Source organism: Paenibacillus glufosinatiresistens (genome assembly GCF_031470375.1).
GTDB lineage: Bacteria > Bacillota > Bacilli > Paenibacillales > Paenibacillaceae > Paenibacillus_AQ > Paenibacillus_AQ glufosinatiresistens.
In genome coordinates, this window is record NZ_JAVFHT010000010.1 from 1 (window position 1) to 25,247 (window position 25,247).

The 25,247-nt window shown below is 54.5% G+C and carries 15 protein-coding genes; 6 read left to right on the top strand and 9 right to left on the bottom strand.

Annotated elements, in window-relative coordinates; translation table 11 throughout:
• The 5 genes from RBI05_RS11995 to RBI05_RS12015 all read right to left on the bottom strand — a co-directional run.
• Positions 1-229: helix-turn-helix domain-containing protein (locus tag RBI05_RS11995; RefSeq protein WP_310551285.1), on the bottom strand; the 229-nt coding region annotated here is incomplete at its 3' end.
• A gap of 104 nt (positions 230-333) precedes the next feature.
• The gene (locus tag RBI05_RS12000; protein ID WP_150458774.1) at positions 334-819 is read right to left on the bottom strand and encodes a hypothetical protein; all 486 of its coding nucleotides are present in this window, start codon (positions 817-819) and stop codon (positions 334-336) included.
• A gap of 13 nt (positions 820-832) precedes the next feature.
• On the bottom strand, positions 833-7,180 hold the full coding sequence (locus tag RBI05_RS12005) for a polymorphic toxin-type HINT domain-containing protein (RefSeq protein ID WP_150458773.1): 6,348 nt from the start codon (positions 7,178-7,180) through the stop codon (positions 833-835).
• Positions 7,181-7,210: 30 nt separating this feature from the next.
• A complete protein-coding gene (locus RBI05_RS12010; RefSeq protein WP_310551286.1) occupies positions 7,211-9,766 on the bottom strand; it encodes a S8 family peptidase in 2,556 nt (851 codons plus the stop codon).
• 141 nt (positions 9,767-9,907) lie between these two features.
• Positions 9,908-10,930 (bottom strand): AI-2E family transporter, encoded by a 1,023-nt coding sequence (locus RBI05_RS12015; RefSeq protein ID WP_150458771.1) that lies wholly within the window; start codon positions 10,928-10,930, stop codon positions 9,908-9,910.
• A 261-nt stretch (positions 10,931-11,191) separates the two neighbouring features.
• Between RBI05_RS12015 and RBI05_RS12020 the strand changes: the two genes are divergently transcribed.
• Positions 11,192-12,397 (top strand): MFS transporter, encoded by a 1,206-nt coding sequence (locus RBI05_RS12020; RefSeq protein ID WP_408638331.1) that lies wholly within the window; start codon positions 11,192-11,194, stop codon positions 12,395-12,397.
• A gap of 131 nt (positions 12,398-12,528) precedes the next feature.
• Here RBI05_RS12020 and RBI05_RS12025 read toward each other — a convergent pair whose 3' ends face one another.
• The 4 genes from RBI05_RS12025 to RBI05_RS12040 all read right to left on the bottom strand — a co-directional run bounded on the left by RBI05_RS12025 (position 12,529) and on the right by RBI05_RS12040 (position 15,318).
• Positions 12,529-13,158 carry a hypothetical protein gene (locus tag RBI05_RS12025; protein ID WP_310551288.1) on the bottom strand — a complete coding sequence of 210 codons (630 nt, stop codon included), beginning with the start codon at positions 13,156-13,158 and terminating at the stop codon, positions 12,529-12,531.
• 81 nt (positions 13,159-13,239) lie between these two features.
• Entirely contained in the window at positions 13,240-14,145 is a 906-nt protein-coding gene (locus RBI05_RS12030; RefSeq protein WP_310551289.1) for a DNA-3-methyladenine glycosylase family protein, read from the bottom strand.
• Positions 14,126-14,677 (bottom strand): methylated-DNA--[protein]-cysteine S-methyltransferase, encoded by a 552-nt coding sequence (locus tag RBI05_RS12035; RefSeq protein ID WP_310551290.1) that lies wholly within the window; start codon positions 14,675-14,677, stop codon positions 14,126-14,128. Before RBI05_RS12035 ends, RBI05_RS12030 begins: the two co-directional genes overlap by 20 nt.
• The gene (locus tag RBI05_RS12040; RefSeq protein ID WP_310551291.1) at positions 14,674-15,318 is read right to left on the bottom strand and encodes a bifunctional transcriptional activator/DNA repair enzyme AdaA; all 645 of its coding nucleotides are present in this window, start codon (positions 15,316-15,318) and stop codon (positions 14,674-14,676) included. Before RBI05_RS12040 ends, RBI05_RS12035 begins: the two co-directional genes overlap by 4 nt.
• Positions 15,319-15,510: 192 nt before the next feature.
• On the opposite strand from RBI05_RS12040, the gene RBI05_RS12045 reads away from it, so the two are divergent.
• The 5 genes from RBI05_RS12045 (at position 15,511) to RBI05_RS12065 (ending at position 25,186) form a co-directional block, all read left to right on the top strand.
• Entirely contained in the window at positions 15,511-16,152 is a 642-nt protein-coding gene (locus tag RBI05_RS12045) for a hypothetical protein (RefSeq protein WP_150458766.1), read from the top strand.
• Between the two features lie 7 nt (positions 16,153-16,159).
• Positions 16,160-18,424: a diguanylate cyclase gene (locus RBI05_RS12050; RefSeq protein WP_310551292.1), complete on the top strand. Its 2,265-nt coding sequence runs from the start codon at positions 16,160-16,162 to the stop codon at positions 18,422-18,424.
• A 407-nt stretch (positions 18,425-18,831) separates the two neighbouring features.
• Entirely contained in the window at positions 18,832-20,586 is a 1,755-nt protein-coding gene (locus tag RBI05_RS12055) for an SWIM zinc finger family protein (RefSeq protein WP_310551293.1), read from the top strand.
• Positions 20,583-22,010, top strand: a complete 1,428-nt coding sequence (locus RBI05_RS12060; protein ID WP_310551294.1) for a hypothetical protein — start codon at positions 20,583-20,585, stop codon at positions 22,008-22,010. Before RBI05_RS12055 ends, RBI05_RS12060 begins: the two co-directional genes overlap by 4 nt.
• Positions 22,007-25,186, top strand: coding sequence for a DEAD/DEAH box helicase (locus RBI05_RS12065; protein ID WP_310551295.1), 3,180 nt, complete (start codon positions 22,007-22,009; stop codon positions 25,184-25,186). Before RBI05_RS12060 ends, RBI05_RS12065 begins: the two co-directional genes overlap by 4 nt.
• Positions 25,187-25,247 lie beyond the last annotated feature (61 nt).

Sequence of the window (25,247 nt, forward strand, 5' to 3'; positions counted from 1 at the left end):
CATACCGGTCTTGATCGATATATTCTTCCCGCCTACCCCGCTGATCCAACAGTCCATACTCTCCGAGTTCCCGGTATTTCCGCATCCACCGCTTCATTCGGTCTTTATCTTGAATGCCCAGATGTTCGTTGATTTCCCGGTATGTCCATTTCTCCTCCACATGAAGCCGAATCGCCTCTAACTTCAGTTCTTCTGAATATTGTTTGAGCTTCTGCCCTTTAAACGCCATAAAAATGCACCCCTTAGATTTTATCGGAATAACCAGGGGGGTTTTCCAATGTCTATTCTAAGGGGTGCACTTCATGCAGCCCTCAAGGTCTGAATATTTTTATCTCATACTTCGATTACCATTAGCCCGTCTACATACGATTCTATTGAGGAAGTATCAAGCCACGGCGATTCATTTTCTCTGACTGTATAAAAGCGTAGTACAGCTTCTTCGTCGTCAAAAGAAAGAATGAGAATGAACCTCTTGTTTGGGTTGAACTGCTTGTAAAGGGTAGCCGCCCAAACTTCTATTATCTTTGTTGCAAGCATAAATACTTGAAACGGACTAGAATTTTCAGAGAAGAAATCATTCAGATGAACATGGTTATAATCTGCTTCAAATGCAGTTCTATCAGGAATGAACTGATTCGGTGAGAACTGACTCGGCATATTATCGTTACTATCTTGCCTTAGTAGAACACATCCTTCCCATTCAAAAAATTCAGGAAAAATAATGTTCTTAGCAGTATTGAAGTTAATTTTAATTTCTGATTGTTTTTCTTTGTCCACTATTTCATCGAGAAACTTCTTCATCTTGGAATTTATTTTCAATCTAACACCTCGTTTATGGAGTATAAGGACTTTCCCCAAGATACTGCGTGAGACCAACATTTAACTTTTTAACAAAGTTAGGGTCTTCAAGCATTTTATTTACACTTTTCGGAGCAAGATTTCCACTTGAATCTAAAAACGCCTTTTTATTGGGGTCATACAAATACTTATTATTGTTTGCATCTTGGTAGTGAATCTGTCCTGCACGTTGTCCAGGGTTTGGATTCTCAACATCAATCCTCGCCTTGCTACCGTTTTCTTTCCATATAGTTTTACTTGTAACTTGAACACCATTTGCCCCAAATGGACAATTCGTATTATGAACCCAAATACCAAGGTCACTGACGAAGTAGGTATGGAATTCATCGACTGTCATGTTGTAAACTGTGACGTGCTTGTGCAACATTTCAATACTAGTTATTTCGAGTGTATTCCCATCACTTTGAACAAGCAAGTCGCCAACCTTGAGGTCTTTAACGAATGTCCATCCCTTGTCCTTCACATAAAACGGATGATTGAATGTCGATTCTATTACTTGGTCGCCCACATGGATTTGATAAATTTCATCCGTCTCATGGTTCATTGTAGCCGTAACCTCTTTATAAGCTACCTCACCAGTCTCTTCATCCTTGGAAAGAACCTTATCTCCGACTTCAATGTCTTCGATATTCTTCTCCCCTTCGTCTGTTTGAGCTTTAGTACCCGCAACAAAGCAGTTACACCCTCTATTTGTGTTTCTCTGGGTGGAGCGCACAGCGGCTCCCAATGCAAGATAAGCAACATATTCTGCTTCAACGGATTTATAATACTCGCCAATTAAAGTTTCCCTCGCCCAGTCTGCATTGCCAGCACTATTTTTATAGGCACTTGTCCCTGTTAACAATCCGTACAGATAATTGTAATGATTTTCACTCATAAAAGAACCGAAATCGTAGTAATTCCAAATGAAACTCTTGTACAATTGATAATTTATATTCGTCTTGCTCGACCCGGTTTTCACCCTTGCTTCATCAATAAGGAGTCTAAGCTGATTGACCGCATAAGGCTCCCATGCCTTGTTCCCGGTGGGATCGAGATATCTTAATGGGTTATTGTATACATATGTATACAGGTTTAACGTTAAAGGATTATCAAATTGCCCTTCGACCGTATCCTCATTTAAGAAGCGTCCCATACTCGGATCATACCAACGAGCCCGCAAGTACTGCAGATCTGTTGAATCATCCCATAACTCACCCGCATAACGGAAAGGGTTATATACGGATTCCACCTGAGAAGTTATATTACCCCAAATATCATATTTATACTGGTTCAACAACGCTCCCTGCTGGCTTCTGATTTCCACCAAATCTCCATGTCCATTATAACCCGGATAAACCATACTTCCATCCGCATAACGAATTGCTTCTAGGCGCAGCCCTCTCAGATAACTGGCCACCAACTTCGGTTGACCTTTGACTACTTGCGCTTCTGCAATGATTTGATTTCCATCGTAGTAGTATCGAGTTGTTATACCGTCTACAATACGTTCGACCAGAAGTCCGTCCCCATTGTAATGATATTCTACTTTTTTTCCGTTTATTAGGGCTTGAGTTAACTGGTTTTGCGTGTCGTACTTATACTCTCTGTCACTCAGGGATTCCAGTCCCGTCCCTGAGACTAGCCCAGTCCGATTACCGCGGGAGTCATAGGTATACTTCTCTCCATTGTTCTCTGTGCTTGTCTCAATTCGGTTCAATTTATCATATCCAAAATTGTCCGTTATTGATTTGGGTTCTTCTCCCCCCAGCTGTGTCCAGATCCTCTCCTGAATGTTATTGTTCACATCATATTTGTACTCGTACTTATTTAATGTGCGGCCGGCTAGTTCTTCACTGCTGCGTGTTAAATCTATACCTGTATACTTATAGGAGTGTGTCAACCCTATATCTGTATCAACCTGGTCTATAACTCCATTTTTATTATAGCTATAGGTAACCATGGGGTTCTCGAGACTGGCGCCAACTTTGTATAATCTGTTCATTGCATCATACGAGTACTGAACATAATCTCCAAATGGTCCTGTCATTTCCGTGCGGTTTCCGTTTGCATTATACTCTGTAATTTGAAGCTTCAGTTGATCCGGATAGGTGACTTGCTTAAGTAACCCTGTGTCCGGTTCATACTGATAGGAGGTAGTTCCAGTATTATCACTCATAGTTAAGCGATTTCCTGCCAAATCATATGTGAATTCCACCGCTTCATCCGGGGCAATCCGCTTTTTCAGACGATTACGGTTATCATATTCATAAGATGTTATTACTCCGTTACGGTCTTGCTGTGATAGGAGGTTGCCCGCATTATCATAACTATAAGTAGTAAGCCGGCCTGCCTCATCCGTTGCAGTTAACCTCTCCCCAAGTTCATTATATGTGTACTGCTTTTTAGTCCCGTCCGGATGGGTGAGCGTAATTAGATTCCCCAACATATCATACTCATATTGGGTTGTCTCACTTAATGCGTTGGTTACCGAAATTAACTCATCATTATCATTGTATTTGTAGGTAGTGGACGCTGATTTTCCATCAGTATACTTCCACAACTCACCGTTCCCTTGATTGTAATCATAGCTGCCCAACAGGCTTATCTCGCTGTCGGAATTCTCCTTTTCCTCAACCTTAACTTTTTGTCCCCATTTATCATAGGTTTCAATCTGGGAGTAACCTTCCCCTGTAGTAGATGTCACTGTACGGACTTTATCATCGTATAATTTTATGGTTTTGGAAGCATCGGGATACTCCGTGGATGTAAGTCTATTCCAAGCGTCAAAATGGTATTGAGTCTTGTTACCTAGAGCATCCTGATCCCAATCCTTTCTTCCGAAGGCATCATATACTATAGATGATTTCCGCTTATAAATCCCCTTCTCAAAAATTCCACTCTCTAATTGCCATCCAAGGGCATTCCACTTCGTCTGACTGACCAAATTATTCTCATCGGTCACTGTTACAGTATTCAGCAAATCATCGTAGACAGCAGTAAGGTTGGATTGATCTGCATGGGTAACCTCTATTACTCGTCCTAATGCATCATATTTGTAAGAGCTGCGATTGCCTTTCCCATCTGTTGCAGATAATAAATCTCCCGTAGAAGAGTCATACTCTCTTTCCACCGAGATCGTACTTTTTTGTCCTTCAGCATCGTGTACATCCATCGTTTGCTTTTCAGCAAACGCGTGATTTGTAGCGTTATAGTCTGTCAAGACCGTAATATTCTTATCCTTATTACGAACAGTTTGAGAGAGAATATTCCCATAGTCATCGAATTTATCAAATGTGATAGATTGCAACAGTTCCCCTTCCGCATTATTCTTCCTTACGCTAATATTTGTAGTCTCCCCTTGAGGATTTCGTGTAAAAACAGTGAACCGGTAACTGCCCTCATTCGCGGGCTCCATTTTCGTTGATAGCAAGTGACGATCATCATAAGTTGAGGTAACATTATGACCTTGTGCATCTGTCGCTTTAGTGATATTTCCGTAGTCATCGTAGTCCGTAGTTTCTACAAGAATATCCCCATTTTGATTATTTGAGACGGTTATTTTTGTTGGTGTTTGAGCCGGATAGGAATGACCGTTCACATACTTTCCATATTCGTAACTGGTAGTTCTGCTAACTCCCCCACCACTCTGGACTGAGGATTCCAAAAAGAATCGTGCCGGTGTCTCCGTGTCAATGTAATCCTTCCGGTAATGGAACGAGGTGTCCGTGAGTCCGTCACTCAGTCGAGTCGAGAAATTCAAGTCTTGATTTCCCGAAGATCCCATGTCGGTCTCATTGTAGTTGATTGACTTTCGGTTATATTCTGATGATTGGCCGTTCTTATAAATGATACGATCCAGTCTAGAAGACAGGCGGTAACTTTCATTATACGATCTTTCCCCAAGATATCGTTTAACAGGCCCTTCCTCGAAGGTATACTCCGTAATTGCTCCGGTTGGATGCTGTACACGTGTCAGCAAAGCATATGGATTGGATACTGCTCGTTCAGCATAGTCACTCAACAAATTGAACCAGGCATTTTTGATTTGATAACTGTAGGTCGTCTTTCGCCCAAGCGGATCGGTTACGCTGCCCAACAATTCTACGCCTTCTTCAGTATGCTTGTTATATACAACAGTTCGATCACCAGATTTCAGAGTGACAGTCTCTGACGTATAATTAATTTCAATCGTGTTATCAATCGCATCTTTCACCTGACTCAGCAACTTGGAATTATAAATTGCATTATAGGTGTAAGCAAAATTAATCGTATTGTTCTGAGAATCTGCAATTTGAATTAGTAAGCCATTGGAATTAAAATATTGTCTAGTCATCCCGTCGGAGCTAATCAATACGTTCTGTGATTGTTCTCCATTCACGTTTACTGACGTATCGGTAACAAACTTTACTCCCTGCCACTCGCTTTCTTTAAGCGCTCCGTTCTCAATAGTATAGCTCCCGCCATCTCCCGGATGAATAATATTCCTTCCGTCTTTAACTTCGACGAATGGAAGATTCCAGCTCCAGCCTTTCCCTATAGGATAAAGCTTATCCAGGGTTGGCTTACTGGTTGTATTAAAGTAATTTGCTCCTACCCCTGTTCCTATCACATATTGCTCAATTGAGGCGCTTGCTGGTGATGCTATATAATAATGGACAGTTTCGTTGCCTTCAATAAAGGTACTCCCAAAGGACATCCCGGAACGATTATTAAAGAAGTTTTGTTGAGCAACTGCATTTTTCTGCTGGTCAAAATCACCGCCATACATTACTTCTATACTTGAATTCTTTGTATCCTCGATTTCGCGAGGCTTCTGAAAGGCCTTCCCATATCTGGAATATATGTAGCGAACACGTCCTTTATCTGTAGAGGTCCATGGCGTATATCGATCCGGTGAATAATACTCAGCTTTTTCTACAGTACCACCATAATCCTGAGTATAGAGACGATTGTCCACAGCTTCTTTTCGAACAGTTCCAGAGTACTCCGCTTGGAAGGACTTGGTGCATACCCATCCAGGTGTTCCTTGAGTAGGACAAGTCTTTTGGGTAGTCGTCCCGGTTCTGGTCAAATCCCCTTTGTAACCATCCGAATCAGAGTAGGGTAGTGAAAGCGGGACTTCATCGCTATACACTTGTGCTTCCCAGGTTCCGTTCGGGTTGTATACCCCCGAAATTGTTCGTGTACGTGTTCCTGTGGCCACTTTACTTTGGGCTGCTGTGTAAGAACCCGTAACTTTGACAGCGCCAACTTTCTTAAGACTTCCGCTGTACCCGTTCCATGGAGGAATAGTATCTTGAAAGGAATTTACAGATGACGATCGCGAATCAGTCAGATATAAGGAATCACCCGGAACTTTATAATAACGATTGGAAAGAAGGTTAACTGCATTTTGCGCCTGCTCCTCAGTATCATATGTTTGGTCTATTGTTGGGTCTTGAAGAAGAGGACCCGAAAAGTGATCCATAATCCCGTCCGAGTTCTGGTCATATTGGATGAGCATATATTCTTGAACAAGCACATCATACTTCGTGATAACCGGAACTCGTATAGCATTATAGGTGACACGCCAAGCATACTCCGGATATGCATACGTAGTGTAATCATATCCCATATCAAAAAATTGAGCGTCTCCTGTGTTATATTGACGACTCAATGTAAACGAGAGGCCATTTCTCCCGGGCAGGGTTAAATCGTCGCTGCGGAGAGACACTCCTCCGCTTAAGGTGGAGATTGATTCGTTGTCTAACCCTACTGTGTAAGGCGCTTCGTTAAATGAAGTTTTGGAATACACCGGCGGTTTCTCCAGCACCGGATTTTCTGGTGCATCCAATGCAGAAGCACGTAACATAGATCTCTTATTGCTTAGATAAACACTATTATTAACGGTATCAGCAATTTCAGAAGATTTCGGTTCGTCATATACAACGCCAGTCACGCTGTTTAGCGGCACTATTGGTATATTCCGCAGTTCCTGAGGGACAAGCTCGCTGTATACTTCCGGAGTTACTTCAGCAGACGCATTTACTTCAGAAGGACTGAATAACAATCGTGTCTCTTCATAGCTAAGCCCCCGAACTTGGGATTGAAAGAATAGATTATAAATTTCATTTAAAGAATAGCCTTGGTCTAATTGGCTTTGTACAAACGTTTCTGTAGTTTGAAAACGTTCTAAGATGTCCGACATGGTTAACTGGTAAACTTGGCTTGAAGGTATAGTAGAATTATTAGTATTTGTCTCTGCTTTCACTAAAGAGATTGAAAGATCACCAAATAAGTTTATAGTTAGCAAGATGGACAGCAAAAGAGCTGTTACTCTGATTCTTCTTCTGTTTATCATTACTTGACCTCACTTTGTTTATGAACATAATTATTTCGACACTTTAAGGGGAGTTTTTACCTGGGTTAAATTTCCGTTATTATCATATATATATTCTATTCTGGACTTCCCATCTATAATAACGTAGTCTATTCGGCCAAGAGGGTCGTAATGATACTCATATATAGCACTTCCGGCCTTATCTACCGTTAAACTATAAGCATCAGCTAGACTATAGGCTCCTTTATAGCCAACAACCTTAATGAAGTATGTCTGGCCTGCTTCAACCTTAAAGAAGACTTCTTCCGTTATTCCAGTTCCCAATATCCCGGAGGTTATTAATTTTTGATCCTTATTATAAATGTAAATATCATAATCTTTACCTGATGGAACATCCAATACTACCTTTTCCCTTTCTGATAAAGAGGCTTTAAAGGAAAAGTAATCTACGTCCGTTGCAGAATTAATAAGAAACCCCTCCATATTGCTTGTGATCAGGGAATATGCTTGTTCGATTGTATTGTTAGGCTCTGCTATGTCAGGTACTATAAGATTCGTCCGGAAGGATGGAGTAGACCAGTCCAAGCCGTCTGAGACGAATACTCTAAAACTCCATGCACCCGCTTCAAGTTTATTGATAGAGTAGCTTTTGGAAGACCCTATCAACTTCCCGCTATCAAAAGCAACAGATGACCAGTTATCTCTGGAAGCTTGAATTTGGTAATAATTTTGTTGTTGTTCACTCCCATTAGAGTCACTATACGACCATGTTAAGTTAATTGATGAGTTATTTGTGAGTTCCTGCCCATCGTTATAAGAAGTGAATGAAGCGTAAGGCTTATAATTAGTTCGGAAGAAAAAGTAATTCGAGAATGGCATAGGCTCCCCTTTTTCATTCCTGATGCTTACTCTCCAGTAGTAAAGGCTTCCTTCCTTAAGAATCCCAGAGGGAAGCGTAAAATTTGTATTGCTCGAACTCACCCATTTTGAGTCATATAAAGGGACATGATTGCTTGATTCAACCACTACTTGATAAGCGGTCTGTACAGCATCGTTACTCTGCAATTTCCACATTAATGTAGGAAGAGTATCAATTGGTATGATGGGCGGAGAGTAACTATTGCCGGGACTGACGTTTATTGGAGCAAGCGGATTAACAAAGGTTTTGTATCTCACTCCAAAAGTAGTAGTAAATTCGACATATAAATTACTATCACTCCAACTAGCTTTATCTAGAGTTTTGAACTTTGTAGGATCGGGGACAAGATCACTTACTGACAAGTTACAGACCTGTTCATAGTTAGTAGAAGAACGGGCAGTTTTCAATACGATATGATCTGTTACCCAAGTAATTCCGTAAGTGCGCCCTGTTGGAGAATTTCCAGAAACTGCAACCTGCCAGGGTGCCAGCGACACTTTTACGGAGCCATCTTTTGTAGTTGGATTCTGGTCCTTATCCTCCGTTTCAGGCAAGGTCGGATTAGGATTAGGGCTTTCCCCCAATTGAGCAAGCCCGTATCCGTATTGGTTGTCTCTTCCGGTTTCACCAAGGTCCATAGCATTTCGATCCAGTATTTCTCTCAATTCCTTATTGTTGAGGTTTGGGTGTTCCTCCTTCATTTGCGCCAACATACCGGTTACAAACGAAGTAGCTACGGATGTTCCACTAATTGTAGAGTAACTATTATTTATATATGCACTATGTATTTCTTCCCCTGGAGCCATTACTTCTAGCGAAGGACCCGTGGCTGAGAAAACAGAGCGTTTGTTCTTAGAGTCTATCGAACCAACCGAGATAACAGAGAGGTACTTAGCTGGGTATTGTATATTATCTTGGTTGCCATTGCTGCTTCCGTTATTACCTGCAGACGCTACTATTAATATCCCTTCCTGATAGGCCAAGTTAACGGCTTCATTTAAGGCTACTGAATTAATATCCGTAGATAAACTTAAATTAATAATGTCCATATCGTTGGCGATGCTCCACTCAATAGCTGAAATCACACTGGATAGCTTCCCATTCCCATCACTATCTAGAGCTTTTAAGGCGTACAATTCAGAATCAGGTGCTTGCCCTATTATCCCTATGCCATTATTCAATGCACCTATAATACCTGCGACATGTGTTCCGTGACCATGATCGTCATCATAAGAGGAAGTATACGAGACAAAAGATTGTCCTCCCGCTACTTTTAGATCCTGATGATGAAGGTCAATACCTGTGTCTACGATAGCTATTTTTATATTTTTTCCTGTAAAAGAACCTTCGGGGTTCTTTTGTATACCTTCTTCAGTTAAATTGTTGGAACTAACGGACTGAACATCTGCCTTTAATTCAATATCCGGTTCTATGGATTTTACTGCAGGATCTTTTTTGTACTTTTCAATTTCTTTATTGCTTAATTTCAATGAAACGGCATGAAGGCGCTTATGTTTTTTCTTAATCCTAGAATTAGGAAGTACATTTTCATTGATCTCTTGTTTGAACGTAACAATTACATCTTTTTGAGTTTCGGCGGCAGCCAGAGTAGTTTTTACAGGAGCCGCAAATCCTCCTATTAAAAAGCATACAAACAAAATGCAAAAAAATAATCTCTTTTTATCCAACCTATTCCCTCTCCCCCAGTTTTTATAAACACAAAAATAAATATATCTTAGAAATCAAAAATTTACGTTGGATTATTTTGTGTTGTTTAACGGCCAAAATAAAACCGGCCCCATCCAGGGCCGGTTATCATTTGAATAATCTTATTTTTCTTCCCCTATCTTCCCGCCCCGCCGCACATCCAGAATATCCAGCACGAACACGAAGATCGGGATGCCGAGGATCAGGCCCCACACGCCGAGGTAATGCTCGGAGAACAGCAGGACGACGAGGGTGTAGAACATCGGCAGGTTCATTTTGGAAGCCATAAGCTTCGGATTGAGGAAGTAGCCCTCCAGGAAGTGCAGCACGGCGATCATCACGAGCACGAAGACTACCGTCTCCAGGCCGCCGATGTTATAGCCGATAATGCAGAGCGGAATCAGCGAAATGACGAAGCCCGCTACGGGAATCAGGCTGAGCAGGAAGATCATGACGCCGAGCGCGAACAGGTACGGGAACTGCATAATAACCAGACCGATAACGGTAAAGACGGTATTGAAGAGGGCGATCAGAATCTGCGCCTCGATCACTTTGCCGAACGACTGGATGAATTTGAGTCCAAAATACTCCAGCTCGTTGTAGAACCACGAGATTTTGCTGTCCTTCAGCCGCGCCGTGAACGCCACGATCCGGGATTTCTCCAGTATGAAGACCAGGCTTAAGATGAGAGAGAACACGAAGGTCGTGCCCCAGTTGCCGATGGCGGTGACATAATCCAGCCCGCGCTCCATATAATCCTGATAGTTCAGATCCTTGACGGTTCGGAACAGGTACTGGGCGAAGTCATTCTGGGGAATGTTCTCGGGAGTCAGATTATTGAGGAAATTGGTCAGTTGCTTGACCTGCACGAAGATCTTCGGCAAATAATGAATCAGCGCCAAGGTCAGCATCGTGACAAAAGCCAGATACAGAACGATGACAATCACCTTGCTGTTGACGCGGATATAGCCGCCGATGGCCTTGGACAGCATCACCTGAAAGCTGTTCATGATATACGCAATCAGAAAAGTCAGCAGCACCAGGTTCAGCATATCCCGAATGCCGTAGATCAACAGACCGATCAAAATCAGGATGGCGAACCGCCTCACGGTCAGATTGGCGGAAAACCGCTTCAGAACTTCCATACTCTCTCTCCATTCACCTTGCAAATTGCACTTAGGTACAGTCTACCGTATGCCCTGCGCGTCCCGCAAATCGAATCTTCCCGAACCGGCCGCTTAACCTGTATAATACAAGAATTGGCCGCCCGGCAAAAGGACCGGTCAACTTGCAGAACCGCATGTCCATCAACTTAGACGGAGGCTTACCAGACTGTGACGAATCCCCATCCCCCGGACGCCCGGGCGCTTCCCGAAGCGAACGCCGCCTCATCGAGACGCCATTATATCTTGCAGGTCCTGACTGTATTTGTCGGGTTCCTGATCTTCGGCTTCTCCGAGAATATCAAGGGCCCGGCCATCCCGCGCATCCAGACGGAGCTTGGCCTCGGGGAGCTTGAGATCGGCCAGCTCCTGTCCCTGAATTCGCTCGGCTATCTGCTGGCCTGCACCTTCACCGCCTGGCTGATCCGCCGGATCGGCATCAAGGCCGTCTGTCTTCTCAGCTTCGGCTCAATGGCCATATCCGGCATCCTCATCTTCTGGTCCCATAATTATCCGACGCTGTCGTCGTCTTTCTTCCTGATGTGCATCGGCAACGGTATGCTGGAGATCGGGCTGGCCGTGCTGGGCGCGCGTATCTTTGTCCGCAATACGGGGACCATGATGAATCTGTCGCACTTCTTCTACGGACTCAGCTCCACCGTCGCCCCGATGGTCGCCTCGGGCATGATGACGCTGCACGTAGGCGGAAGACTGCTCGACTGGCGCGACGTCTATCTCATTATTCTGCTGCTGTCCGTACTGCCGATGATTCCGGCGCTGGCCGGCAAATTCCCGGCCCACAGCAACATGCCGGAGGACCGGATTCCGCTGAAGACCATTATGGGCGACCGCGTGATCTGGCTGCTGGTGGCGATTCTGTCGTTCGGGGTCATCTCGGAGATGGCCGTCGGCGGCTGGCTCGTCAATTTCCTCGAAAAAGCCTACGGCTGGAGCGGACCCTCCTCCTCGGCAATGCTGTCCGCTTTCTTCCTCTGCTTCACCCTCGGCCGGCTGCTGCTCGGACCGGTGACCGACCGGATCGGCTTCGCCCTGTCGCTCATTCTCTTCTCGGCCGTATCCGGAGTGCTAACCTTCGCCGCCATCTTCGCCGGCGAGCCCGGCGCCTTCCTGTTCGCCGCGGCGGGCGTCGGCATCGCCCCGGTCTATCCGACCGTGATGGCCCTGATTGCCCAGCGCTACCGGCGCGGCAGCGATGCCGTCATCACGTTCATCGTCACGCTGATGGGCGTCGGCAGCGTGCTCGGCAACTACGCCATCGGCGCGATTATCTCCGGCATCCGGCGGATGGTCTCCGGCGGAGGCGGGGACAACGCCCTGCTGCGCGGGCTGCAGGCCGGCTACGGCTTCATCGGGCTGTGCGCCATCCTGTGCGCCTTGTCTGCGATTCCGCTCTACCGGCTGCTGAAGAAGCGCGGCGAACTGCTGTAAGGCAGACGCGACGGCTTCGCGCCGCGGACTTCGATATATGGAATTAGGGGCGGGCTAATCCGCGCCCCTCCTGAATGCAAAAACAGACGGCCTGCGCTTGACGCGCGGCCGTCTCTTTGGTGTGCTCTCTATTAATTGCCCTTATTTGCCCCATTCACCAGGTAACGCCTTACAGCATCTGATGGCTCGGCCTGCATTTTAACATAATCCGTCCTTTTATCTCCATCGGGGTCACTATACGTAATTTTTACATACAGCGTTCTAAAGATATTCAAAGTATGTTTATCCAACAACTCTTTGTCGAGTATAAAGCCCCTGAACAGGCTGATTCCATTCATATCCTCACCCGGATTAAAATTTACAGGCTTGTCATTGAGGGCGTTGCTTTGAAAAACATCACTCGTCTTCAGCCTCTTCGACATATCGGGATCCAAAGAGAAACTCATCAGAATATCTTTCATTGGCGTCCGCGGTTTGCGGATAAAGATCTCATAGACTAAACGGTCAGCGTCTTGTTCTTGACTTAAATCAACGGTTGCTGTCAACTTGTACCGGTCATTGGAAATCGTTTCCGAGAACCCTTGGTTTTCTTGCATATGTTCGGACAATGCATTCAACTCTTCCGTATATCTCCCGTTATGCCGATCACAACCGGTAAGTTGAATGAGAAGCACGAGCAGCGTGACTGCTATAAATTTTCTTCTCAGAATTATGACCCCCTCCAAAAAAGCAAAGCCTCGTCTTCCTCTGCGTATGTCCATTCTTCGCAGAACACTTCTTGCCTAGAAGGCACGAATACGGACAACGGGAATAATTGGCCTTCACCGGCAAAAACGGGCTTGTCAGTACAGAACGCGCCACAGATAGAAGGTGGCATACGCCTCCCAGCCGGTCCACCCGGCGAACAAATCCAGCAGTTCCGGTATCGTCGGCTTCCGGTCCGTCCCAAGCGTATGCCGAACCGCATTGTGAAGTCCCACGTCTCCGATAGGAAAAGCGCTCGGATCGCGCAGACAGCGCATCCGCACATAGGCCGCCGTCCAGGGGCCGATGCCCTTGACTGCCGTCAGCGTAAGCCCCGCATCCTCCGGCGACGGAAGCGCCAGCAGCTCTTCCCGGCTGAGCAGCCCTTCGTCGATCCGCCGGGCGACTTCCAGCACGGTCCGGGCCTTGCTCCGGCTCAGCTTCAGGCGCATCAGCTCCTCTTCGGTCACGCCCCGCAGCGCCTCCGGCTTCGGGAACAGCGGATAGCGTTCCCCCTCATACTCTCTCCATTCCCCGAACGCCTCGGTCAAGCGCTGCTTGAGCAAATAGGCAAAGGCAAGGTTGACCTGCTGCCCGAGAATGGCCCAGCAGAGCGCCTCGAACAAGTCCGGAATGCCGACGATCCGAAGGCCCCAATGACGCTTCAACAGCGGCCCGAGCACCGCATCGTTCTCTCCCCGTTCGTAGAACGGCGCCAGGTTCCGGTCCAGATCGAACCAGTCCGCGACATATTCCCTCAGCTCCGCAAGTCCGGCTTCGGACGGCATCTCCCCGGTCAAAGATTCGGTGGCCAGCGCACCCGGCCCGGAGAGCGACAGCCGCACCGGAAGACGCAGGCCGTCCGCTTCGATCAGGCGGATGACGCTTTGGTCCGCCGGATTCATCCGAAACAGGCATTCCAGCGGCGTTCGGTCCAGGTAAGCCAGAGTCTCTTCCCAGCTGAACAGCTCCGGCAGGTCCCGTTCAAAAAGCAAAACGCTCATGTCCGCCCTCCCTCACATTACGAATGCCTTCCAGCCGCAAAAGCTGCTGCTTCAGTCCAAGTCCCCCGGCATAGCCGGTCAGCGTGCCGTTCGTGCCCACAACCCGGTGGCAGGGAAGAATGAGCGGAAGCGGATTGCGCCCGTTGGCCGTTCCCACCGCCCGCAGCGCCGCAGGCTTCCCGATGCTCTCCGCCACTTCCCGATACGTCCGGACCTCTCCATAGGGGATATCCGCAAGCGCAAGCCAGACGCTCTGTTGAAACGCTGTGCCCCGAAGATCCAGCGGCAGGTCTCCGAAGGCGGCGGGACGGCCGGCGAAGTAATTTGCGAGCCGGTCGCAAGCCCCCCATTCTGCCAAAGGACCCGGACCATCCGCGATGCTCCCTTCCGGGACATGCCGGCCCAGCCAGGCCAGCGCCGTCTCCTCCGGCTCGTGCCCGAACGACAGCCGGCACAGGCCCCGCTCCGTTGCCCAGAGCGTCCAGCTCCGGCCTATTCCTTCCAACCTGTGCTTGTATATCCGCGTCTTCATCGGTTCTCCTCCTCCGCGATGTCTTCTCCGGCGGCCTCGCCGGCTGCTCCTTCCCGCAGGGACAGCCGGTATTCGCTTGGCGTCATGCCGGTGCGCTGCTGGAACCAGGCGGCAAAATGGGAAGCGCTGCGGAACCCTGCGCAGCGCCCGGCCTCGGCTATGGGCCGCTTCCCTTCCGCCAGCAGCCCGCAGGCCTTCTCCAGCCGCAGCGCATCCGACCGGGCCGCCGGAGTCTGCCCGGTCACTTCCTTATAGATGCGGTGCAGATGCCAGGGGCTGACGCCCAGCTCCGCGGCCAGCTCGGCCAGCTTCGGCGGCCGGCCTTCCCCGGCCGCAAGCATAGCGTCGGCCTGCATCGCCAGGACGGCGTCGGGGCGTAGGGCCCCGTGCTCGTCGGGGCGGCATCTTTTGCAGGGACGGTAGCCGGCCTGAAGCGCCTCCTCCAGCGTCCGGTAGAACGTCACATTCTCCGGCTTGGGCGTTCTTGCGCGGCAGGAAGGGCGGCAGACGATGCCCGTGCTCCGAACTCCCGTATAGTACACCCCGTCATAGGCCGCATCGCAGGCAGCCACTGCCTGATACAGCCGGTCGAAGAGCGTCTGATCCATGTCGATCTCCTCCATGGCCCCATTATAGCGCATCACTCCCGCTTCTATAAGGTTCGCGGGCCAGGAGAGCAAGATCTCGACAGTCAAACCGCTTACACATTTTCACAATAAAATTGGCATTTTCTCCTCCGTAAACAGGATTTTCCTCCTGCATTGTCGAATTGGTCAGCAGAATTCCGTGCGCAGCGCTGTCGTCCTGCGCATAACTTGGGGGGAAATTGATTCATGAATAAACTGCCATACGCAGAGATCCAGTCCGGGCTTCAGACCGGAGATCTGATTCTGTTCAGCGGACAATATGAAATCAGCAAGAAGGTGGAGAAGCTTGAAGGCAGCCCGTGGTCGCACGTCGCCATGGCCGTCCGCCTGCCGGAATTCCAGTACCCGCTTCTCTGGGAGTCCACCGCACTGACCGACCTGCCCGACGAGACCTACCAGGACCATATTCCCGGTCCGAAGCTGGTGAAGCTGGAGGACCGCCTGCGCTCCTACGGCAGCGATGTGGTGCCTTATGTGCCGCCGCGCTATGCGGTCCGGCCGCTGGTGATGGATCGGACGACGGAGATGCTGGACGCTCTTCGGCATCTGTTCACCGAAATTCACGGACTTCCGAATCCCGGCCAGTGGGAGATGATCTGGGAAGTAGCGCTGGGCCGCCTGTTCCACATCCGCTCCCAGCAGGACAACTACACCTGCAGCGAGCTGGTCGCCGAATCGTATATCCGCATGGGACTCTTGAGCCAGGACTCTGTCGTCAACGGCTTCATGCCGAAGGACTTCTCCTCTGACGGCAACCTCGAGCTGCTGAAAGGCCGGTTCGGCGAAGAAATCGAAATTTCGCTGGACCCCGAGAAAGAGCCGGTCTGAGCGCTTCATGACTCCGGGAGTGAACAGCACCGCCGGTTGCCCAGACCGGCGCAGGCCCGCTTCGGCCTGCACCCGCAGGCTGGGAGCGCTTGGACTGCTTCTGCTGCTTGTATTGGCCTGGTTCCCGGCCCGCGCAGAAGCCGCTTACCCCGCGGAAGCCGGGGATTTCCAGCAATCACTGGACCTCAAGGATCGCCTGGCCATTCTTGAGGACCAGACCGGCAAGCTGACGATCGAGAACGTCCGGAAGCCGGAGTTCAGCAGCCTGTTCCGCTCCTATTCGGACAGCGGGCTCGCCGGGACGCTGAGCGATTCGGTCTACTGGGTCCGAATCAGGCTTCATAACGGTTCTCCATACGCGAAGAACCTGCTGCTGGAACTGTCCAAGCCCCAGCTTAGCGAAGTGACTCTCTATCAATTCGAGAACGGCCGGCTGATTCAGAAGGCGCATACCGGGCATGCCCTGCCTTTCGGGGAACGGGAGATCCTGCACCGTAACTTTGTGTTCCAGCTGGTCTTTCCTCCATCGGCAGAGCAGGAGCTGTACATGCGGGTGCACACGGACACGTATCTCCAGCTTCCGATGAAGCTGTGGGAAGTGCAGAGCTTCGTGGAGCGCGAGCAGAATGTCAATCTGATACTGGGCGCCTATTACGGCATCATGCTGATTATGGCGCTGTATCATGTCTTCCTGTATTTCTCGATCCGGGACCGGACGTATTTGTACTATATGATGTTCATTCTGTCCTTCGCCGGACTGCAGCTGGTCTGGGACGGCCTCGCCTATGCCTATCTCTGGCCGAATGCACCGGCCTGGGAGATCAAGAGCAATCCGGTGTTTATCGTTCTGACTACACTGGCCGCCCTGCTCTTCACCTCCAGCTTCCTGTCCGTAGCCCGGCATTCGCCGCGCATGGGTCGAATCATGAAGGGCGTCTCCGCCGGCATGATGGCCTGTCTGGCCTCTTTTCCGCTGCTGTCTGCCGCAGCCTCAACCCGCATCGCCGTCTATGCGGCCACGGCCGGGCTTCTGACCTGCATCGCGGGCGTCTTCGCCGTCCGGCTCCGCTCGCGGACCGTGCTGTATTACAGCCTGGCCTGGGCAGCGCTGTTCGCGGGGGCGATTCTGAATATTCTCGCCGCCTTCAAGCTGTTGCCGCTGAACTTCTGGTCGCTCTACGGCATCCGTCTCGGCTCTGTGGCCGAGACGATGCTGCTGTCGCTGGCGCTGGCCGACCGCTTCAATCTGCTCCGCAGCGAGAAGCGGCTGGAGGAGCGGCAGGCCGTCATGCTCAAGGCGCTGCACCGGGCGACGCGGACGCTGACCTCGACGCATAACATCGACCAGCAGCTGTCGCTGGCGCTGACCAGCCTCTCCCGGGTCACCGGCTGCGAGAGCGGCTGGATTCTGCTGGAAGAGGAAGAAGCCTATGTACCGAAAGCCGCCGTCGGCTCCGGAGGCGGAGTCTGGAATAAGCATGAAGAGGGCGGCCTGGAGGACGACCCCTTCTATGCCCGTCTGCTGGCCGAACGGACCGTGCTGTGGACGGACGGCAGTCTGGTCCCGGGCGGAACCGGGCCGGGCGTCCGTACCTGCATCGGCATCCCGGTGATGTATCACGGACGCGTGCTCGCCCTGATCGTCCTCTACAGCATCGGCTACCGGACCATCAGTCAGGAGGAATGCCGGATTCTCTCCGATTTCTCCAGCCAGGTGGCGGTCTCCATCGAGAATGCCCGGCTGTTCGGCGAGATCAACCGGATGGCGACCACCGACGGTCTGACCGGCGTCTACAACCGGACGTACTTCCTGAAGCTGGCTGAACGCCACTTCGACCGGAGCCAGGGATCGGATTATCCGCTCTCGGTGATTATGGTCGATATCGACCATTTCAAGAGCATCAACGACCACTACGGCCATCAAGCCGGCGACCGGGTCATTCAGGAAGTCGTCTACCGGCTTCGGAAGCTCCTGCATTCGCGGGGACTGATCGGCCGTTACGGCGGCGAAGAATTTATCGTTCTGCTGCCCGGCGTCCGCGCTGACCGCGCCCTCCGGCTCGCAGAAGCGATGCGGGAGCAACTGGAACTGACGCCGGTGGAACTGGAAGCCGATGAGCAGACCATCACCATCAGTCTTGGCGTCGCTTCGTCAGACCGCTCGGTTCACTCGTTGACCGAGCTGATCAACAAAGCCGACCAGGCCCTGTACGATGCCAAGGAGAACGGCCGCAACCGCGTCCGCGCTTACGGCAGCAAACGCTCGGTCTAAGCGCGTGCCGGCCCGGGAGAAAGAACGGCCGGTTATCGCCGTTAAGGTCTCCCTCGGCGCCGACCGGCAGGGAGTGCCTGGACTGCGGGATCGGCATGGCCCGCCAGAGGCACCCGTTCCGTCAGGCCGCCAGGCCAGCCGGATGCGACGAGTCCGTCAGGCCGCCAGGCCCCCTCAAGGCCAGCCGGATGCGACGAGTTCGTCAGGCCACCTCAAGGCCAGCCGGGTACGGCAGCTCCGCCAGGGTCCTCCTGGCAAGCCGCCGCCAACAAGGCAGCCGCTCCGAATATCGGGGCGGCTGCCTTATTAAGGTCCGCTCTGCAATGAGGCCCTGTTCATCACAAAAGCGCCGGCGAAAAAATGCTATACTGAATAAAATCAACTTCACCACCCGGGAGAGTTCAAATATGGAAGCATTCTATCCGCCAGGAGACGACGACTGGCAGGCGCTGCTGGCAAGCGCGGCAGCGAGTTTCGAAGATCTGACGCTCAAGCAGGGATTCCAATACGAGAAGCAGGGCCGCGTGGGCGAGTTCGCCATGCCGGAGCCGGACCTGGTCCGGGCTGTTGTCACAGACCGGGAGGCCTATAGCGCCGAGGTCCCGCTCCGGCAGCCGGAGACCGGCAGCTGCGGCTGCGGGGCCGGCAAGCCGTGCAAGCATATGGCGGCGGCGCTGATGCGCTATGCGGCGCTGGCCGGGCGGCCGGTTCAGCAGCTTGCGAACGCCCGCTTCGCCGGCGCGGCGAGACCTGCGGCAGCCGCCGAGCCGCACCGCGCGGAAGAGGAGCGGCAGGCCGGTCCGGAGCAGGAAAGGCTGTACGGAGCGGGGGCACGCCCGGACGGGAAGCGCCTGACCGGACCTGAACCGTCCGGCGCCCCGGCCGCCGTTCGCAGTGCAGCGGGGCGGGATCGCCGCCGACGGGACCCGGCAGAGGAAGGGGCGGCGCTGATCCCTTCCATGACGGCAGCGGGCTGGCGGGAATATTTCGCGCTCTGTACCGCTTCGCTGGACGCTGCCCCCCGTACGCCCCGCTACGCCGAGGAGTCGCTGGCAGCCCTGCTGGACCGTTGTCCGCCCCTTCCTCCCGGCATCGGCAAGCTCTACGGCCTGCACGCCCGGCTGTTCGTCCTGCACCGGCTGACCGCGCCGCCGCCGGGCCGGGCCGGGCTTCCGGGCTGGGCCGCGACGCCGGGGTATTTTACCCATCTGGCCATTGCGGGCCTGCAGCGGGAGCTCGCGGAAGCGGCGGAGTCGGGACCGCCGGAGGGCGAAGGAGAGCCGGCCCTGGCTGCGCGGATGCTGGAGACGCTTGCGGTGCTCCGCGCCGAAATGCTGGCCGACTCGCGGGAGCAATCGTTCTACGCCGATCTCTACTTCGCCTTCACCCGAAGCTGGCTGCTCCCCGGAATGCCCGATCTGGCCTGGTGCGAGGCCGAGCTGGACGTCCTGCTCGCCGAGGAGCCGGTCCGCTCCTCCCCGTCCGGGCGGCTCCAGCGCCTGCTGGCTGCCGCCTGGATGGCGCTGATTCTCCGCCGGGACGAAGACGCGCGGCAGGCGCTTAAGTCCGCCGCCGAACTGCCCGGGTTCTCCGCCGAGCGGATGAATCTGTACTGGCAGCGGCTCGCGGAGCTGGAGGAATGGGACCGCCTGCTCGAATGGCTGTCCGGGGCCGCAGCGCTGCTACGGGAGTGCCGCTACCCCCGGCTGGCCGATTACTCCGCTTACTGGAACGCGGTGCTGGAACGTCGGCCGGAAGCGGAAGGCCGGATGTGGCAGACGCTGGATGAGCTGAGTCCGCTCGGTGAAGACATGTACAAGGAGCAGCTTAAGGCCCGCGGCCGCTACCGCGAGTGGATGGATCTGCTGTTAAGCTCCGGGAGTGACCCGGCGGAATTCCGGGCGGCGGAGCTGCAGGAGATCGAGAAGCGGGAACCCGCGCTGCTTCTGCCTTTTTATCACCAGGCCGTGGAGCGGCTGATCGACGGGAAGAACCGGCAGGATTACAGAGCGGCCGTCCGGCTGCTGAAACGGCTGGCCAAAATCTATAAAAAGCTCGGGCGCGCCGAGCAATGGGACGGCTATCTGCTGGGCTTCTCGGTCCGGCACAGCCGCCTGCGCGCGCTTCAGGAAGAACTGCGGAGAGGAAAGCTGATTCCATGACTGTACCGTCCCCCCGGCTGCTCGTCTGCGCCGAAGCCCAAGGCTTCGGCCCCTCGGCCAATGCCGTTCATTTGCTCCGCCGCTTGGGAATCGACCCCCGGCAGGCCGACTATATCGGCTCGGAGACCAGCTACGAGTATTTTGCGAGCCTTCAGCTTCAGCCCATCCCGCTCCCGCCCCTTCTGCCGGATGCGATGGCGCTTCTGTCCCGCTACGACTGTCTGCTCTCGGTCATGAACAGCCGGCTTGCGATTCTGGCCAAAAGGGCCGGACTGCGCGTCGTCTACGCCGACCTCATCTTCTGGCTCTACGATCCTCCGGCCCCCCTGCCGGTGTACCGGAAGGAAGCGGACCGGCTTCTTGAATCCGCCTCGGGCGAAGAGCTTCAGGAACTGCTTCGTCCTGCGGGCACGACCTATGACCGTGCTTATCTGGAGGAGCGGGAGAAGCGTTCCATCCTGGCTCATCTGACGGCGGACCTCAGTCTGGTCGAAGAGTTCGTTCCCTGCGGGGAACGGCTGCGCGCCTTTCTGGAGCCCGCGGGCACCCGGTTCCTTCCGCCTGTTCTGGACGAGGCGCTGGACACCGTGCTGGACTCGTTGCCGGCGGCCCGGCGGGAAGCCGGGCAGCTCTTCCGAAGCGGCACAGGCCGGGGCTGCGCCCCGGATTCTTGCCGGGACACAGATCGGGGCGGCAGCCCCCCGGATTCTTCGCCTTCAGCTGCGGAATACACCCGGCCGAACGCCTCTTCTGCGCCGGATCTCCCCGCTTCGCCGGACGCTCCCTTCGGGCGGACGCTGGCCGTGCTCGGCGGCATGTCCGAGCAGAACCGCTACCGGAAGCTCATGAACGACACGCTTGGCAGAATTCCCGGCATGGAGATGTGCGGCTCCGCCCTTCTCGCGGGAAGCCGCACGCTTCCGCCGGAAGAGTACTTTCGGAAGCTGTCCGAATATCCGGTCGTCGCGGCACAGCCGGGCTTTGCCACCCTCTGCGAAATCCTGTATCTCGGCCTAACGCCGGTGGTTCTGCCGCCGCAGAACGCCGGCCAGCTTCGCTATACCCGCTTCATGAAGGCTCATCTGGACCCGAGTCTCTTCCTTGACTGGGAACAGCTTGTCCCGAGGCCGCCCTATTACGACGACTGGGCGTACATGAAGCGGGTCGAGGCGGAGATGGAGAGCTCCCCCGGACTCGCTGCGGAGCTGCGCGGTCTGCTCGAAGAGCGCCTCCGCAGCCTGCATGAGAACGGGCCAAGCCCGGAGATGCGCCGCAGGCAGGACCGGTTCGTCCGCGAGCAGCTGAGCGGCGGGCTTGCCCCGGACCTTGCCGGGACGCTGCGCTCCTTGCTGAACCCCCTTAAGGCCGGCTCTGAAGAACATCTCTCCCGGCACACCGACAAGAAAGGAAGATCGACATCATGAACCGAACCCTCCATGCCTTGACTGTCCAAATGGCCCTCAGCGAATACGGCGACGCCCTTCTCTATGCCCTGAATGAGGAGGGCGGTTCCTTGCCGGGACGAATGCTGAAGCACCGCCTCTTCGCCTGGCATGAAGAGTCGCTGTACGGCACCGAGCTGGAGGTGCGGCGGCTGGGCGAGCTGGAGCTGATTGTGCTTCCTGCGGAGATGGTGCTGCCTTACTTTACGGAACCCGGCCACTTCCTCCGGCATATCCGCTGGGAGTGGGAAGGCGACGGCGCGCTTCTGACCGGCCTCGCCGGTCCGCTGATGGCCTGCGTCCGCAAGCGGGCGTACGCGCCCTCCCTCTCCGCCTACCGCAAAGGACGGCTGGAATGGATCTGGGACCGGTCCGAGCTCGCCGCCGAAATACGGCGGATCGGCGACGGCGGCGCAGATAGTGAGGACAGCCCGAACGGAGACGGCGGCGCAGATAGTGAGGACAGCCCGAACGGAGACGGCAGCCATAGCGGGGAAGGCGCCCTATTCCTGAACGGGGCGGCAGGCGGCGGGGCGGCAGGCGGCTTCGAGAGCGCCGCCGACCGGGCCGCCGCAGCCCGCTATGCGCTGCGGCGGCTGGAGGAGAGCGCCGAGTTCGCCGAGGCGGTCCAGGCCGCCTTCACGGCCGCCGTCTTCCGGACCTGGTACGGGACGGAGAGCGAAGCGGCCGATCTGCGCCGGGAATATCCGGCGCTGTTCGAACGCGGCGGGGCTCTGGCGGCAGCCGGAATGAGCGCGGAGAGCTGGCTGATTGCGATCGGCTGGAAAGCCGACACGGCCCCGTTCCGCCCGCTGCTGCGGCTGCTGGAGCCGCAGCCGGACGAGCCTGGAGCCGTATGGCAGCTCCAGCTTGCGCTCCAGGACAAGGCCGATCCGTCGGTCCTGGTCCCGGCCGCTCTGGCCGCGGACGGCACCGCGGCCGGGGACTGGCCCGCGGCCTGGGCGCCGCACGCCGCGGAACGGTCCGCCGGCTGGCTGGCGAGCCTGCAGGCCGCGCTGCCGCCGGAGCGCCTCGCGGCCGGCGGCGACGTGCTCGGCCGGCCGCTGGACAACACGGCGGCCTGGCAGTTCCTGACGGCGCACAGCCGCCGTCTGCTGGAAGCCGGCTGGCAGGTGCTCCTGCCGGCCTGGTGGGAAGCCGCGCGCCGGCGGAAGCCGCGGGTGAAGGCGAAGCTCCGCGAAGAGGACGGGAAGAAGCGCGGCCCCTCGCAGCTTGGCCTGAATGCGCTCGTCGATTTTGACTGGCGCATCTCCATCGGCGAGGCCGATCTCAGCGAGGAAGAGTTCGCGGAGCTGGTCGCCCGGGGCGAGCGGCTGGTCCGCTTCCGGGACCAGTGGGTTCCGCTCGACCCCGAGCTGCTCGCCCAGATCCGGCGCGTCATGGACGGCATCGACAAGCGGCGCGGCCTCTCCTTCCAGGATGTGCTCCAGCTGCATCTGCGCCGCTCGGGCGCCTTCGCTTCCCCGGAGCCGCCGGAGGACAACGGCGATCCGGCCGAGGACGCCGGCGCCCTGCGGCCGGAGCTGGACGTCGAGCTGAACCGGCGGTTCGCCGAGCTGCTCGGCCAGCTGGCCGAGGGCGGCTGGCCGCAGCCCGCGCCTTCGCGCGATCTCCAGGCCACCCTGCGCCCCTATCAGCAGGAGGGCTTCGCCTGGCTGGCCTTTCTGCGCAGCCTCGGCCTCGGGGCCTGCCTCGCCGACGACATGGGCCTCGGCAAAACGGTGCAGCTCATTTCCTATCTGCTGCACGTCCGGGAGCAGAGCGGCGGCCGGGACGGCTTCAGCGGTCCGCCCTACTCCGTCTCTCTCATCGTCTGCCCGACTTCGGTGCTGGGCAACTGGCAGAAGGAGCTTGCCCGCTTCGCGCCTTCGCTGCGCGTCCGGCTGCATTACGGGCCGTCGCGGGCAGCCGGTGAGGAAGAATTCGCCGCTTTTGCAGCGGGAGCCGATGTCGTGCTGACCTCCTATGCCACCGCGTCGCTGGACCGGGAGCTGCTGGCCGGACAGATGTGGTCGGCCGTCTGCCTCGATGAAGCCCAGAACATCAAGAACGCCGGGACGAAGCAGTCGGCGGCGGTCCGCTCCTTCCCGGCAGTTCACCGGATCGCCTTGACCGGCACCCCGATCGAGAACCGGCTGGCGGAGCTGTGGTCCATCTATGATTTCCTCCTCCCCGGCTACCTCGGCTCGGCCAAAGCCTTTCAGGACCGGTTCGCCACGCCGATCGAGAAGGAAGGCGATCCGAAGCGGACCGCAGAGCTGCAGCTGCTGATCCGTCCGTTCATGCTCCGGCGCAAGAAGAGCGATCCCTCCATTCAGCTTGCGCTGCCGGAGAAGAATGAGACGAAGACCTATGTCGCGCTTACCGGCGAGCAGGCCTCGCTCTACGAAGGAACTGTAAGCGAGCTGATGAAGGAGATGGAGCAGCTTCAGGGCATGCGCCGCAAAGGCGCCATCCTGGCCGCCCTGTCCCGGCTGAAGCAGCTCTGCGACCATCCGCTGCTGCTGAACAAGGAGCTGCTTCCCGAAGACGGGGGCGAAGAGCTAGAGGCCCCGGACCTTGCCGTGCTGGTTGCCGGCTCCGCCAAGCTGGAGCGGCTTCTTGCAATGGTCCGCGAGCTGCGCGAGGAGGGCGAGCGCTGCCTGATTTTTACCCAGTATCTCGGAATGGGCCGGATGCTTCGCCGCGTGCTCGGGGAGGAGCTGGGAGAGCCCGTGCTGTATCTGCACGGGGGCACAGCCAAGCAGGCGCGCGACCGGATGATCGAAGCGTTCCAGAGCGGCGGCGCGGAGCCGCTGCCTCCGGGCGCGAAGCAGCCCGGCGTCTTCATCCTCTCGCTGAAGGCGGGAGGCGTGGGGCTTAATCTGACGGCCGCCAATCACGTATTCCATTTCGACCGCTGGTGGAATCCCGCCGTCGAGAACCAGGCGACGGACCGCGCCTACCGGCTGGGGCAGACCCGGCAGGTACAGGTGCATAAGTTCATCTCGCTCGGCACGCTGGAGGAGCGGATCGACGATATGCTGGAGAGCAAGCAGCAGCTCAGCGACAGCATCATCGCCGGGTCCGAGAACTGGATTACGGAGCTGTCCACCGATGCGCTCCGGGAACTTGTTACGCTGAGGCGCCAGTGGTAGAGGGGCTTCGAGGTCCGGGACTCCCGGCTTCGGGCCACAGCAAAAAAGCCAACCGACCGGA